Consider the following 14,229-nt stretch of genomic DNA (forward strand, 5'->3'; position numbering starts at 1 on the left):
ATAGCGCACCCATGGTGTATTGAAGCAGGCTAGCGTACAATAGGGCTATGGTTATTGTGGGCCTGGTCTGTTGGTGGTATAGCGCAGGATGGAAGCGTCGTATTGAGGTAGCCAAGGAGCAATTTGTTAGTCTGTACGATTACTTCTCAATTGATTTACTGGTGCGCACGTGGTTTTCGCCCTTTCGTCAAATTTCAGCTGGTACGGTGCGGGGTCCGCTCGGCATTCAGTTGAGAGCATGGTTTGACCGACTGATCTCACGGGCTGTTGGTGGTGTTATACGTACTATCGTCATCATTTTTGGCGTTGTTACACTAGCACTCTCATTTCTGGTTGGTATTCTGACGGTTATTATATGGGCGCTTATACCCATGTGCCCTATTATTGGTGTTGGTCTGATGTTGGCGGGATGGATTCCATGGCACATTTAGACTACGATTATCACTTGCTAAGGGCTCAAAAGGCTAGGCTTTTGATAAGGCTTGGCGCTGGCATGGTTACCATGCTCGCCTGGTTGTGTGGGGTAATGGTAGTTGGCGGCATAGGCCTGCTAGTCATAGCACAGCCTGTTGGTTGGCTCGTACTCGGGTTTGCCGCACTGCCATATATGGTGGTTACATGGTTTTATCATGACCTCCGTCATTTACCAACCGGGAAGGGCGATACAGTGACAGACATTTTGTCTGGCGATATTCTTGGACAACTGCCAGCAAAGCCAACACCGCTTGATATCGCCAATGCGACGGGGCGTACGGTGAGTGGTCAGTTTATGACGATACGATTTGGTATTACACCAACAATGCTCCAGTCACTCGCTAGTAATGATCCGGCCGCTATGCAACAATTTTGGCAGGTGGCTGATCTGGTGCGAGCGAAAAATGGTTTGCAACATATCACGGGTAGCGTGCTCGCGGTTGCCCTAATGCGAAGCTTTGCGGACTATGAAAGTCTGATCGCTCAAATTCATCTTGACGACAACGACCTAGACAGGGGTATACAGTGGCAGGATCACCTTCGTCAGCTAATTGCAAAACATACTTCCCCAAGGCGTACGGGCGGAATTGCACGAGACTGGTCATTTGGCTACATCCCGCTCTTGACACGATTTGGTCATAATATCAGCGAACAGATCGGTCGAGGGAGTGGCATTTTAACGGTTGACGTGGCTTCTCACACGCAAGCGATCGATCTGCTGATCGACACTTTTAGTACAGGGGGGCGCCAGAACGCAGTACTTGTCGGTAGCGAAGGCGCTGGTAAAACAACAATCATCCATGCCTTTGCTGAGCGCTTGCTCGATGCGAATGCTGATCTACCCGACACACTCAAGTTTCGCCAAGTGTTCATTCTTGATTCAGCGGCTCTTATTGGCGCGGCACCTGGGCGTGGTGAATTGGAAGAGTTGGTGATGCGCGTGCTAGGCGAGGCTTATAGCGCAAAAAATATTATCATTTGTCTCGACAATGCTCAGTTGTTTTTTGAAGAAGGTATTGGAGCGGTAGATCTATCAAATGTATTGCAGCCGATCCTGGATGCTGGTAACCTGAGGGTCATTTTATCCATGGATGAACAGCGCTATCTACAGATTAGTCAGCGAAATGCTACGCTTGTTAATTCGCTTAATCGTATCAATGTGGCACCCGCCGATCAGACCGAAACGATGGTCGTGATGCAGGAGCAGTTGATTTACACTGAAATCCAAAGACACGTTACCTACATGTACCAAGCGCTCAAAGAAGCTTACCGGCTTGGTGAGCGTTATGTTTATGATCTTGCGATGCCCGGTCGAGCGATTCGTCTACTTGAAAGTGCGGCTGCGTACCACGAAAATGGGATCGTCACTATGAACTCGGTGCAGCAAGCAATCGAAAAAACACTTGACGTAAAGGTGAGTGTGGCAAGTGCGGCCGAAGATCGTGAGAAGTTACTTAATTTGGAAGAGCTAATTCATAAACGCATGGTCAATCAGTCGCGAGCGGTTAGTGTAGTTAGTGATGCACTGCGACGAGCGAGAGCGGGTGTGCGTAATCAAGATCGCCCAATAGGCACCTTTCTTTTTCTAGGTCCAACGGGTGTTGGTAAGACGGAACTTTCAAAAGCACTCGCCGATGTCTATTTTGGCGGTGAAAATCGCATTGTACGGCTTGATCTCAACGAATTTGTGCGTGCCAGCGATGTGGCGAGGCTAATCGCTGATGGCGCAACAGATGCATCTAGCCTAACGGCACAAATGATGAAGCAACCATTTAGTGTTGTTTTGCTCGATGAAATCGAAAAAGCGGCGCCAGAAGTTCTAGCCACGCTACTACAGATGCTCGACGAGGGCATACTTCGTGACGAGAAAAACCGTGAGATCAGCTTTAGAGATGCAATCGTTATTGCTACTAGTAATGCGGGTGCGGATCGAATTCGTGAGTATATTGAACGGGGCTATGAGGTTGCGCAATTTGAGACAGATTTTGTGAATGAGCTTATTTCTACCAACCAGTTCCGTCCTGAATTTCTTAATCGCTTCGACGAGATTGTTGTGTTTCGACCCTTCACCAAGGAGGAGCTGGTGCAAGTGCTCGATCTTATCCTCGCCGGTGTTAATAAAACACTGGCCGCACAAAAAGTCTCGGTCAGTGTAGCGGCTGAAGCCAAGCAATTGCTTGTTGAAAAAGGATATGATCCACGATTGGGTGCTAGGCCTATGCGCAGGGTTGTGCAAAAGGCGGTTGAGAATACTGTTGCAAAGCAAATGCTCAGCGGTCAGGTAAAGCCTGGAGATACTGTCAACGTTACTTTGGCGCAGGTGAAGGAAATCTTTGACAAAGACAAAACCATAAAGCAGATAGTAGAGTCATCGAAGAATACATAGCTCACGCAAACGTTGTAGTACCAATGTTATAATCAGTGTACATAAGGAGCGGATAATATGGCGAATTGGGATACGATTTCAGGTAATGGGGATGTTGAAGATAGGCGCGGTACAACGCCAGCTATTGCTTTTGCGGGTGGCGGTGGGCTAGTCGTGCTACTTTTGACACTTGGATTAAATTTTCTTGGCCTCAATATCCCTCAATCAACAGTAGAGGATGTTTTAAGCGGCGTACAAGCACTTGGCACTACTCAAGCTACGCCTCAGGAGCAAGCAACTGAATTCCGCGGCGTCGACTCTTACGAATTATTCACGAAGAAAGTACTAGGAAGCACGAACACACTTTGGGATGGGGTTTTTGCGCAAAACAATTTGTCGTACATTCATCCAAAACTTGTGCTATTTCGCCAGGCTACGCAGTCGGGCTGCGGCGTTGCCACAACACAGGTTGGACCGCATTTTTGCCCGAATGACAGCACGATCTACCTAGACGAAACATTCTTTGATGAACTTCATACTCGGTTTGGAGCTGACACTGGTGAAGTCGCTCAAGCTTACGTGATTGCTCACGAGGTTGGACATAATGTTCAGAATCAACTCGGAGCTTTTGATAATCGTGTCGCCCAGACTCAGCAGGGTTCAGTGGCTATCGAACTACAAGCAGACTGTTATGCGGGGGTATGGGCGTATTCGATTGCAAAACAGGGTGTGTTTCAGGGTAATGAAATTGAGCAGGCACTCGGCGCGGCTGCTGCTGTTGGTGATGATCATATCCAGCAAGTCGAAACGGGATATACCAACCCAGAAACTTGGACACATGGAAGTAGCGCTGAGCGCGTAGCTGCTTTCACAAAAGGCTATACAACGGGCAAGCCTTCAACGTGTCAGGGCTTTTAGCGGCTACTCATTGTTATCATCAAGATTGACTTTGATTGTGACGTAGACAGGTGAAGCGCTTGATGGATTTTCAAGAGTTGCTGGCATGTCATTTGGTGTCGCGGTACCATAGATAATCGTATCTTGCCAGTCCTTAGGGACTACCGAAACGCGCACGTATTCGTTCTGTGTATTTTTAAAGTGAAGCTGGCGAGCCATCCCACCATAGATATCTTCAAATTGGCTAAAACCTGCTGCCTTAAGCTTGGTCGTAAGGTCGGCAAAGGTATTGGCGGTCGTATCATTATGCCCATATTCAACGGTCGAAGCGTAGGTTCGTGACTCGTCCCAACTATAAATACGCTTGTCACCAAATACATCAGACTTTGCGACACGATATTCATCGCCCAGCTTTAGACTGTTATATATGCGCTCAATCCTATCTAGTCGAGACTTGTTGGTGTATGCGACCGATATGTTATGTATTGTGTAGGCACTGAGGCTAACAAGAATGAATAAAATAAATACGATAAATGCATAAACGACAACACTTTTTCTTAATAAAATGTGAGTATCGTTTGCCGAAAAGTGTTTTTTGCGGGTTAATTTTTTCTTTGCCATGTAGCTATTTGCCCCCTTACTATTACCATAGTCGTTATGAAGGTAATATGCAACTGGTAGTTGTGCACAATGGGGCAATACCTCCACTTGTACCAATTTAGTGCAACGCACCAAGGACATTATGCACCACTATGGTATGATAGGGTGATATAACAGATTGGATGAAAATGGCTAAACACCGCAACTGGCATAGTGCCGATATCAAGCGCAAATTGAAAAAGAAACTCAGAGCAATTAAGAAGAAACGAGCCTAGCTGCTCATTTCTTATATGGCTACCAACGCACGTCGTCGGCCTAGACGTTTGGCGGAGAGGCTTCAAGGCTCCCGACTGGTAAAGTCGACATGTGTCGCAAGTGACATGCAAAACAGATGGAACCTGCTATGATTGAACTATGGATAACAAAACTTTAACTGCCCTGAATGGTGTTCGTGTTGGACATGCAACACACCTAGACAAACTGACAGGCTGTACTGTAATTCTTTTTGATAAGCCATACCAAGTCGCTTACAAAGCCTACGGAGGAGCTGTCGGCGCATATGGAACAGAGGCAGTTAGGGCAGAGAAGACGAACTACGGTCAAGATGGCATTTTCATTGCTGGCGGCAGCAACACCGGCCTAATGTCGGCAAGCGAAATTATGGAGTGCCTACGCCGCGATCAAAAAGGCTCGCGCTCCGGCAAGGACAAGCAGATCTTCAACCCGTCGATAACAGGCGCAATTGTCTATGATCAGGGTATGAATGTAGCGCTATACGACCCCGTGTACGGACGCGAGGCATATGAAAACGCCGGCAAAGATCCAGTGCTAAGCGGTAATGTTGGTGCAGGTACTGGCACTTCGGTTGGTAAGTTTCGCTGGGTTGAGAATGGAACAAAAACTGGTGCTATGAAAGCAGGTGTTGGCTCGGCTCGTGTAGATCTGGGCAATGGCATAATTGTTGTCGCACTATCGGTCGTTAATGCACTCGGCAATGTAATTGCGCCTAACGGCGAGGTTATTGCCGGTAATAGGGACGAAAACACCAGGTTTAAGCCATATGAGGATTTGATTGAGGTTGTAACTGGGGACATATCAAACACAACAATATCTGTCGTTGGCATAAATATAGACCTAGGCAGTAAATTACATTTGGAAAAAGTCGCACACCTTGCCTCTCACGGACAAGTTCGTGCCATAAATCCTGTACACACTTCGTCTGACGGCGACACTGTTTTTGTATTTAGTACTGGCGAATTGAAAAATCCATTTAATGGTAAGTTGCAATATTTCCAAGAAACAGACGACAGCTTATATACTCAAGCTGATATTATTGGACACGCTGCTGCGCGTGCGGTGCAGGAAAGTATTTATGACGCTTGCCGTTCGGCGGAAACTGTACAGTTTGAGCAGGCGTATAAAGGCGTAATACCAGCGGCGAAAGATTATGACGGAAATGACTAATTATACTGGTACAGATTTTTACTGTGATGTCGCTATTGCGGGCAAGCTTGAACTAGCTAAAGAATACGAGAGTAATAACGTACTTGCCTTTCATCATACAAGACCATTTTGGCCTGTTCATATCGTAGTTGTACCGAAAAAACATATCGGTTCATTTACGACACTTTCGGAGCAAGATGAGGCAATTCTGCAAGAAATAATCTCTGCGTTGAAGTCTGTTGCCTCAAAAGTTGAACAAGAGTATCGCTCAGCAAGAATACTCACAAATCTAGGTAACTACCAAGACTCAAAGCATCTACATTTTCATATCAGCAGCGGTGAACAACTCCGCTAGTTTGGTACCCCGGGCAGGGGTTGAACCTGCGACCTTAGGCTTAGAAGTCCTCTGCTCTATCCAACTGAGCTACCGGGGCAAAAAAACGCTCAATACTCGATTTTACTTCAATTTCCATCAGTTGGATAGAGCAAGCTGCGCTATTTTTCGCTGACGGCTCCCCAACTGAGCTACCGGGGCATACCATCAGTATAACTGACCCATAGTAAAAATTCCTAGCTAAACTAGGAATTTTTACTATGGGGCGAATGATGGGGGTTGAACCCACGGCCTCCGGTGCCACAAACCAGCGCTCTAACCAACTGAGCTACATCCGCCATACCCCGAGTACCGGGTGATGACTAAGGTATTGTATCAGATATGTCCCTAGTTGTCAGCTACCAACTAGTCATAGGGATTGTAGTGTCGTGGGGTTGGCTCTTTGAATCGTGTTGGCACCGCAAGTCGGGTACTGCCTCGCGCATTAAGGCTCTGGCGTGTTGAACCTGTATCAACATGCCCTAGCGACGCCCGATTACCCGATCGTAATGGCGCGGTGTCCGCGCCATATGTCAGGTTCGCACCTTGGCGATTCACCGGCATTGCGGCTTTTGCTTCCATGCGGTAGCCGTGCAATACGCCAGCATTCCCGAAGCTTTGTATATGCTGGCGGTTATGTTCAGTATGGAGCCGTTGGCTGAATGTTTCAGTACTCGACGCACCAAAACTTGCCGTGTTGCCATCGGCAACTTTGGCAAACCCGCTCGAGTGGATGATGCCAGACTGTACGGCATTAAACTTGCTGCGCAAATCGCCCATGCTTATAGTATATCATCTGTCCATGGTTGATTGCCTTGGACATTCGGTGCTACAATACGTGATGGTAACGCGGGTGTAGTACAACGGTTAGTATACAAGTTTTCCAAACTTGGGACGGGAGTTCGATTCTCCCCACCCGCACCAAACTAAATAGCCGGCTTTATGTCGGCTCTTTAGTATACGGCGTTTCATTACTCCCAGGTTGTTTCGATATCTGCACCAATTGAATTTAGGCGATTTGCGAAATCTTCGTACCCACGGTTAATGGAATACACATCGCGCAGCACCGACTTTCCTGGTGCAGCAAGCATAGCAAGCAGGACGACGACAGAAGGCCGTAGGGCAGGCGGGGCTACAACTTCGGCCGCTTTCCAACGGGTCGGGCCGTCGATGTATACGCGGTGAGGGTCAACCATCTCTATGCTCGCATTGAGCTTCGTTAGCTCGGTGAAATAGATGGCCCGGTTTTCGTAGCTCCAGTCGTGCACCAAAGTTCTTCCTTCGGCGACAGTGGCGATCAGCCCCAAAAAAGGCAGGTTGTCCATATTGACGCCAGGGAAGGGCATGCTATGCAATTTATCTTTTGGCGCGCGCAGTTTTGATTTTTTCAGTGTGATATCGACAAGCCTCGTGCGGCCGTTTCGCGCCGGGTATTCGTCGGTCATGTCGAACTTTAGTTTCATGCCGGCTAGAATTGCCATCTCTAGCTCCATAAATTCTATAGGTACGCGGCTAATTGTAATTTCGGAATTAGTAACAACACCAGCTGCAACTAAACTCATGGCTTCGATCGGATCTTCGCTAGGGTAGTATTCAACCGTTTTGTTGATCGACTTCACTCCACGAATTTTGAGTGTAGTACTGCCAATCCCTTCTATTTTCACCCCGAGCTTTTGCAAAAAAAAGCATACATCCTGCACCATATAGTTCGGACTGGCATTACGAATTATTACGTCGCCGTCATATAGTGCCGCCGCCATGATGACATTTTCTGTTACCGTGTCGCCGCGCTCAGTCAGCACAATGGCTTTTTCGACGCTCTTTTTATGACTAGTGGCGACGTAGTTATTGCCGGTGGCAACAACGTGCAGCCCAAATGGCGCGAGGCCGGTCATGTGAGGCTCCACTGTGCGACTGCCGAGGCTACAGCCACCCGCGAAGGGTAGTGTAAAGTGATGGTATTGGTGAAGCAGGGGGCCGAGGAACATGATGACGGTGCGCGTTTTCATCGCGGCTTCGATATCCATTTCTTCCAGCTTCAGTCGTTTTGGTGGTGTCAACTCTAGGTCATTATCTTCGAGCCAGCGGCATTTCACCCCTATACTTTCGAGCACTTCGACAATCCGGTTCACTTCTTCTATGCGAGCAACTCGTCGGAAGGTGGTTTTACCTTTATTTAAAAGCGCCGCACACAGTAGTCCCACGGCTGCATTTTTACTCGTTTTGACTTCAATAGTGCCCTTTAACTCGTGACCGCCATTGACGACAAAATTAGTTTTGCCACTTCTGTTTATACGTACAATTTCACTTGACAATACTTCACTAATACGGGCTATCATCTCAAGACTGATATTTTGGCCACCCTTCTCAATACGATTGACTGCACTTTGACTTGTGCCAAGCTCGGCGGCAAGTTCCGCCTGCGTTAAACCTCTCGCCTGGCGTGTTTCTTGGATAAGTGTGCCGATATTGCGTAAGTATTTTGCCGTACTCATGTCATCATCGTATATCTAGTATGATATATTGTCAATGCATGGTATATGGTATAATCATCGTATGATTTAACACCACTGCAACACCAGAAATTCACAGACAAATAAGCATGGAGATATGATTATGAAAGATGATAGTGTTGCAGCACTTATAACAGCTGAAGAGCAGCGTCAAAAAGAAGGCTTGGAGCTTATCCCAAGCGAAAATTATGTGAGTGACGATGTGCGAGCGGCACTCGGTAGTGTGTTTACAAATAAATACTCCGAAGGCTACCCCGGCAAGCGCTACTATGGTGGGCAGCAAAATACCGACCCACTAGAACAGCTGGCAATCGACCGTGCCAAGCAGCTGTTTCATGCAGACCATGCTAATGTGCAGCCACATAGTGGAGCGCCTGCCAATGAGGCCGTGTACAGCGCGTGGTGTGAACCTGGTGATAAGATACTAGCCATGGATCTAACGCACGGTGGTCACCTTACGCATGGTGCACCGGTGACTCGCAGCGCGCAGCTCTACAATTTTGTGCGCTATAAAATGAAAAACATTGCAACGGGTGAGCTAGACTACGGCGAAATCCGTCGACTTGCCCATGAGCACAAACCAAAAATTATTCTTGTTGGGTATAGCGCCTACCCGCGTGAGCCAGACTTTGAAGCATTTGCTGCAATTGGCCGCGAAGTCGGCGCGCTTCTAATGGCAGACATGGCGCATGTTGCAGGGCTCATTGCGGGTGGCGTGGCTAAAAACCCGCTTGACTACGGATTTCATGTTATGACAACTACTACTCACAAAACGCTTCGCGGCCCTCGTGGCGGTTTGATACTCAGCATGGGAGTAGTCGGTAGTCCTCTTAAAGCTCCGGAAAAGACGATCGAAAACATCCCCACGCTCATCGATAGAGCAGTCTTTCCGGGTATGCAAGGTGGGCCACATATGAACACGATTGCCGCAAAAGCAGTAGCATTTGGTGAAGCACTTCGTCCGGAATTTGCCGACTATGCAAAGCAAGTAGTTGCAAATGCCAAAGTACTAGCCGAAGAAATGAAAAAGCAAGGTTTCGATCTTGTCACCGGTGGCACAAGTAATCATCTTATTTTGGCCGATGTCTACAAAAGCTTTGGTATTGATGGTAAAACCGCTGAAGAAGCGATTGATAAAATTGGCCTCACACTCAATGCAAACGCCGTTCCGGACGAGCCGCTTACTATGTTCCGCCCAAGCGGTATTCGCCTCGGCACCCCCGCGCTTACGACCCGTGGCCTGAAAGAAGAGCATATGGCAAAAATTGCCAAGTGGCTACGACAGGCGATTGAATTACACGCAGAACAGTTGGAACTTATGTCAATAAAAGAAAATGTTTCGAACTTTTTGCGCAACATAGATCGCTAATGCTTTGAATATGCATCATTTAGTAATACACTGCGAATGACTATCTGTTAAGTGGAGATCATTCATGAAACTCGCACGAGTATTTACTGCGATATTATTGGTTCTAGTGGTCGGCTTTGATTTCACCGCAAATGCGACAGTTACTACGCCCCCTATGGTAGATTGGAATGGCGATGTTTTCTATAAAAAAAGTGATGGGTCACCGAAGCCTGTCGAGTGCGAACAAAGAAAGGTTCGTATACGCCCACTGAAGAATAGGGTATATGCTGATATACCGATAACATCGGTACAAGATGTATGTGTTTATACTGCCGATGGTTACGAGTACGCCTGGTATATGAGATGTTACTACGAAGACCCACATCATCCAGCCATAGGGTGTCTGGGTGAGGACGGAATAGCGTTCTCGGTGGCGGGTAATGACTTTGTCCCTGCACCCAACCTTACAGTGCGTGGTTCAAGTGATATATATTATCTCGGTCACACGAAGTCTTTCGTACATGTTAGGGGCAGGAACAGCCAGCTTATATTTTATAGAGATATACTCTCACATATGAGTGATCTTGGACAGGAGGGGTTGTATTTAGATGATAATGTCGATTTTGTGCTGACCGACGAAAGCAATACGCCTGTTAGCACAAATGGTTTAGGAATATCAACGAATAAACAATGGATTTCATTTGCTGTACCGAATAGCGGTGTCATGGTAATGGATTTGGCAACACTTAAACCGCAGCGGCTAACTAATGACTACTCGGTCGATAGCATTATTAGTCCATCGGTATATTATGAAACTTCAGTTAGTAGTGATGGTAGCCATGTGCTAGTCAGTGGTAGTGGGCTCTCGACTATAATCATACGGCATTTCGATGGGTGCGGGGAGTATATATCAACAGTACAATATTCCGATGGGGGGAAGAATGCGCCAATCATAGGTAGTGAATGTCAGAAAGTGTATCTTGATAGCCAATTGCGACAGCACGATTTTGTATTGAGGATGCCTGGAATGGCAATCAGTAATGCCAAGATATCAGGAAAAGGGGATTCCTTTTATTATTTTAATAATTACTACTGGTCAAATGTGTACGCGGCAAACTATAATCCAAGCACCTTAACCTATCTGGCCCTTGGTGATTCCTACGCGAGCGGCGAAGGGGATTTGACGGACGATTATTTACCCTATACGAATATTTATGGGGACTATCGCATTGGGGTACCGCGCGAGATGTGTCATATAAGTCGAGGCTCATATCCGCTTCTCCTTGCTAAGGATATGGACTTGCAACAAGGCCTTGATATGCACTCAGTCGCATGCTCTGGGGCTGTATTGCGCGACGTCTTTTCCGCCGACAAACCAATATATTTTATTGATACACAGTATGTTGGCCAGCCAACACAACTTCAGAAAGGTGTGGGCGATAGACTGGGCGGTCTCAGCAATCAGTTGGAGCTGCAGCAGGCAGCGCGTAGCAGCTTTATACCTGGCCGAGTGCAACAAATTGAATTTGTGCATGCTACCCAGCCGAGCACAGTCACCCTAATGATGGGCGGTAATGACCTAGGTTTTGGTGGTATAATGGCGAGCTGCGCAAAAACCATTAAGCTCACCAATCTTGATCAAACATGCGACGAGTTGACTCCAGAAGGCAGGCTAGCGAATGTACAAAAAATATATAGCATGTACCCAAGGCTTAGAGAGTTATACAAAGCGATAAAAGACCAGTACCTCATGCCAAACCCACGCATTTTTGTGATAGGCTACCCAAAGTTTTTTGACGGCTCGCTCTACTGTCCTGATATGTTGGCGCTGTATTCGCAGACCGAGCAACAATCAATTGTCGAACTGATCGACTATGCCAATGCTATGATACGTCAGGCTGCGCTCGATGAGGGGCTAAAGTTCATAGAAGTTGGTGATGCATTGACCGATATGTCTATGTGTGGGAAGAGCAACGGCATGACATCCATTGATGATTTGTTCGTGAAGGGAATTTATACAGAACTCATGAAGTATCGTGAGGCAGCAGATGATAATATTCGCGGCTACGGTGCTATTATGGGAACGGCCGTAAACCAAAACCCTCTTTTTATCACTGTGTATCTTGGGTACAGAGTCGTAGATAATGGTATGAATTTCGCCTATAGCCCATCGGCTGCTATTGATGGCACGTTTCAGCAATTAGCGCATCCGAATAAAGTCGGGCACACTGCAATGAAGCAGGTGATGGCCGGTGGGCTTGGCTCCGACCTATTGTATAGTGATGCATGCAACGAAATCGTGGTGTGCCCAAGTGGTGTGGTGCTTGGCCACGCACCCGACCCGAGTACCTTTGTACAGGGGGTCGGTCTCGACGAGGCGGGTGAGAAAATTGTTCTAGAGGGCGACGGAATCGTATCGATTGCGAGTGGCGTGGATACGGCACTGCGCGATGATTCACTCCCCGTACTTCGCAAAGCGGCAAAACAAATCGTAGTAACACTCAGTAAAAATTACCTAGAAAAGTACACAAAAGCCACACTCTCACCGCGAATGTCGCTCCTTCTCCATTCTGATCCAGTTGATCTGGGCACGTTCACTTACAATGCAAACACCGATAACTTTGAAGTTGTGTTCGACATGCCCAATGTTATGCCTGGCTACCACAGATTACATATTGCTGGGTCCACCGAAGCGGGGCAACCGCTTGAAGTGGTCAAAAGGATATTCGTACTTGGGTTTGAGGGTGATATCGACGATGATGGTATAGACGATAGTCGCGATACTTGCGCATTTGGTAGCGCCAGTAATCGTGATATCGATCAAGATGGTATTGATGACGTGTGTGATCTATATGTCTCGTACAACCAGCGTGGTAGCACAACTTATACGGCGACCGGTTCTCGGCTTTCCCTCATGGACGCACTTAATCAACAATTAGATGAGCAGTTTACTAACGAGCCTGTCGTACAAAGTGGCTTGATCGGCAAGGCTAATTTGGAAAAACCCGAGCAAGTCAAAACAGCTACGACCCGCAGTCAAAATCAAACCTTGTGGCCACTAGATATTGTGGTCGCGGCTGCTTTGGGTATACTTATAGCAATGTATATAAAGAGGCGTAGGACTTAGCGCTAACTACACGGGCTACCCGTAGCGCTGGCAATGTTTATATACTGGACCGCCTTGAGTGCGGGGCTATACCATTCAACTTGGGCGCCGATAGTACACTTGCGATATCCTACCTTTTTTTCGTTGCTCGGATCGGAGAGTGAACCATCAAGTAGGATAGTCGCTGCGTCGACAATTCTCGCTTCGGCTGGTCCGGTTTGTGTCAAATCTCCAGCGTTTACTTTGCCACTAGAAAGTTGGGCGTAGGTCGGGGTGTCGCCAAGCGCTGATTTCCAGGCCTCTGCTTTTTTTGCAACCATTTTTGCAGTATTACTTGCTTGCGAGTCGCGGGAACGCGTGTTGATACTAGTAGATAACGTTAGTGTAATGGAAGTAATTATACCGATGATAGCAATCACTATGATTAGCTCAACTAGGCTGAACCCCGAAAACTTTCGATCAACTGATCTATCTTTTAGTCTTTTAATCATGGCCCCCTTACTATTTATAAATGGCGTGATACTGGATGACAGTATCACGCCATGAAAATGCTAGAGCATTTAAACGATATCTAACAGCCAGCACCAGCTTTAATGACAGCCTGAGCTGGAGTTGCTATAGAGTAATCCCAATACCAAACGTTAGCACCTGCAGCACATGCCCATACCGCAACAACTGAACCATTCGAAGCGGTTGTGCCCGAGAGGCCACTGACAGTTGCACTTGTTGCCGCGACTACAGAGGCGGCGTTATCAACATTTGCTTCAGTTGATACAGGTGCCGCAGCAGCATAGGTATTAATGTTGGCCCCAGTCACACCCGCTGCGCTAGAATAATATGCGCCCTTAATCGCATTGAGCGCTTCAAACTTCTTTACAATACTATTTGCCGTTTGTTGACCAGCGGAGGTCTTTGCGCGGTTCTGGATACCATTGTACGCAACAATGGTAATTGCTGCCAAGATAGCAATAATCACAACGACGATCAAAAGTTCGACGATCGTGAAGCCGCGTGTTTTAGTTTGTGTTAGAGTCATTTAAATGCCCCCTAGTTAATTTATTACTTTATACTTGTATGTTAGCAAAGTACTTATGTATATGCAATAGGATT

General features: G+C 47.1%; 12 protein-coding genes and 3 tRNA genes. 8 read left to right on the forward strand and 7 right to left on the reverse strand.

Going from position 1 to position 14,229, the window contains the following annotated elements; all coding sequences use genetic code 11:
- Nucleotides 1–47: 47 nt before the first annotated feature.
- Genes IPM09_00510 through IPM09_00520 form a run of 3 tightly spaced genes read left to right on the forward strand, consistent with a single transcriptional unit; the run spans nucleotide 48 to nucleotide 3,757 of the window.
- Nucleotides 48–431 (forward strand): hypothetical protein, encoded by a 384-nt coding sequence (locus tag IPM09_00510; protein ID QQS22027.1) that lies wholly within the window; start codon nucleotides 48–50, stop codon nucleotides 429–431.
- Nucleotides 419–2,860, forward strand: a complete 2,442-nt coding sequence (locus tag IPM09_00515) for an ATP-dependent Clp protease ATP-binding subunit (GenBank protein ID QQS22028.1) — start codon at nucleotides 419–421, stop codon at nucleotides 2,858–2,860. The genes IPM09_00510 and IPM09_00515 overlap by 13 nt, the downstream gene beginning before the upstream one ends.
- 57 nt (nucleotides 2,861–2,917) lie before the next feature.
- Nucleotides 2,918–3,757 carry a neutral zinc metallopeptidase gene (locus IPM09_00520; GenBank protein ID QQS22029.1) on the forward strand — a complete coding sequence of 280 codons (840 nt, stop codon included), beginning with the start codon at nucleotides 2,918–2,920 and terminating at the stop codon, nucleotides 3,755–3,757.
- 3 nt (nucleotides 3,758–3,760) lie between these two features.
- On the opposite strand, the gene IPM09_00525 is transcribed toward IPM09_00520, so the two are convergent.
- Nucleotides 3,761–4,357 (reverse strand): hypothetical protein, encoded by a 597-nt coding sequence (locus tag IPM09_00525; GenBank protein QQS22030.1) that lies wholly within the window; start codon nucleotides 4,355–4,357, stop codon nucleotides 3,761–3,763.
- Nucleotides 4,358–4,750: 393 nt separating this feature from the next.
- Here IPM09_00525 and IPM09_00530 point away from each other — a divergent pair, with 393 nt between their 5' ends.
- Nucleotides 4,751–5,800 (forward strand): P1 family peptidase, encoded by a 1,050-nt coding sequence (locus IPM09_00530; protein QQS22031.1) that lies wholly within the window; start codon nucleotides 4,751–4,753, stop codon nucleotides 5,798–5,800.
- Complete coding sequence (locus tag IPM09_00535; protein QQS22032.1) at nucleotides 5,784–6,134, forward strand: HIT domain-containing protein; 351 nt, start codon at nucleotides 5,784–5,786, stop codon at nucleotides 6,132–6,134. Before IPM09_00530 ends, IPM09_00535 begins: the two co-directional genes overlap by 17 nt.
- Before the next feature lie 2 nt (nucleotides 6,135–6,136).
- Here IPM09_00535 and IPM09_00540 read toward each other — a convergent pair.
- The 3 genes from IPM09_00540 to IPM09_00550 form a co-directional block, all read right to left on the reverse strand.
- A tRNA-Arg gene (locus IPM09_00540) sits at nucleotides 6,137–6,213 on the reverse strand.
- A 161-nt stretch (nucleotides 6,214–6,374) separates the two neighbouring features.
- Nucleotides 6,375–6,451 (reverse strand) — tRNA-His (locus tag IPM09_00545).
- 67 nt (nucleotides 6,452–6,518) lie between these two features.
- Entirely contained in the window at nucleotides 6,519–6,932 is a 414-nt protein-coding gene (locus tag IPM09_00550; protein ID QQS22033.1) for a hypothetical protein, read from the reverse strand.
- Between the two features lie 69 nt (nucleotides 6,933–7,001).
- On the opposite strand from IPM09_00550, the gene IPM09_00555 reads away from it, so the two are divergent.
- Nucleotides 7,002–7,076, forward strand: a tRNA-Gly gene (locus tag IPM09_00555).
- Nucleotides 7,077–7,123: 47 nt separating this feature from the next.
- Here IPM09_00555 and IPM09_00560 read toward each other — a convergent pair.
- The gene (locus tag IPM09_00560) at nucleotides 7,124–8,647 is read right to left on the reverse strand and encodes a UDP-N-acetylglucosamine 1-carboxyvinyltransferase (protein QQS22034.1); all 1,524 of its coding nucleotides are present in this window, start codon (nucleotides 8,645–8,647) and stop codon (nucleotides 7,124–7,126) included.
- Between the two features lie 121 nt (nucleotides 8,648–8,768).
- On the opposite strand from IPM09_00560, the gene IPM09_00565 reads away from it, so the two are divergent.
- Together IPM09_00565 and IPM09_00570 are read left to right on the forward strand one after the other, a co-directional pair.
- Entirely contained in the window at nucleotides 8,769–10,034 is a 1,266-nt protein-coding gene (locus IPM09_00565; protein QQS22449.1) for a serine hydroxymethyltransferase, read from the forward strand.
- A gap of 553 nt (nucleotides 10,035–10,587) precedes the next feature.
- Complete coding sequence (locus IPM09_00570; GenBank protein QQS22035.1) at nucleotides 10,588–13,140, forward strand: hypothetical protein; 2,553 nt, start codon at nucleotides 10,588–10,590, stop codon at nucleotides 13,138–13,140.
- 2 nt (nucleotides 13,141–13,142) lie between these two features.
- Here the strand turns inward: IPM09_00570 and IPM09_00575 are convergent, their stop codons facing one another.
- On the reverse strand, nucleotides 13,143–13,610 hold the full coding sequence (locus IPM09_00575; protein ID QQS22036.1) for a prepilin-type N-terminal cleavage/methylation domain-containing protein: 468 nt from the start codon (nucleotides 13,608–13,610) through the stop codon (nucleotides 13,143–13,145).
- An 80-nt stretch (nucleotides 13,611–13,690) separates the two neighbouring features.
- On the reverse strand, nucleotides 13,691–14,155 hold the full coding sequence (locus IPM09_00580; GenBank protein ID QQS22037.1) for a prepilin-type N-terminal cleavage/methylation domain-containing protein: 465 nt from the start codon (nucleotides 14,153–14,155) through the stop codon (nucleotides 13,691–13,693).
- Nucleotides 14,156–14,229: the final 74 nt, after the last annotated feature.

This window comes from Candidatus Saccharibacteria bacterium, from assembly GCA_016700015.1.
In the GTDB taxonomy this organism is placed as follows: domain Bacteria; phylum Patescibacteriota; class Saccharimonadia; order Saccharimonadales; family Saccharimonadaceae; genus Saccharimonas.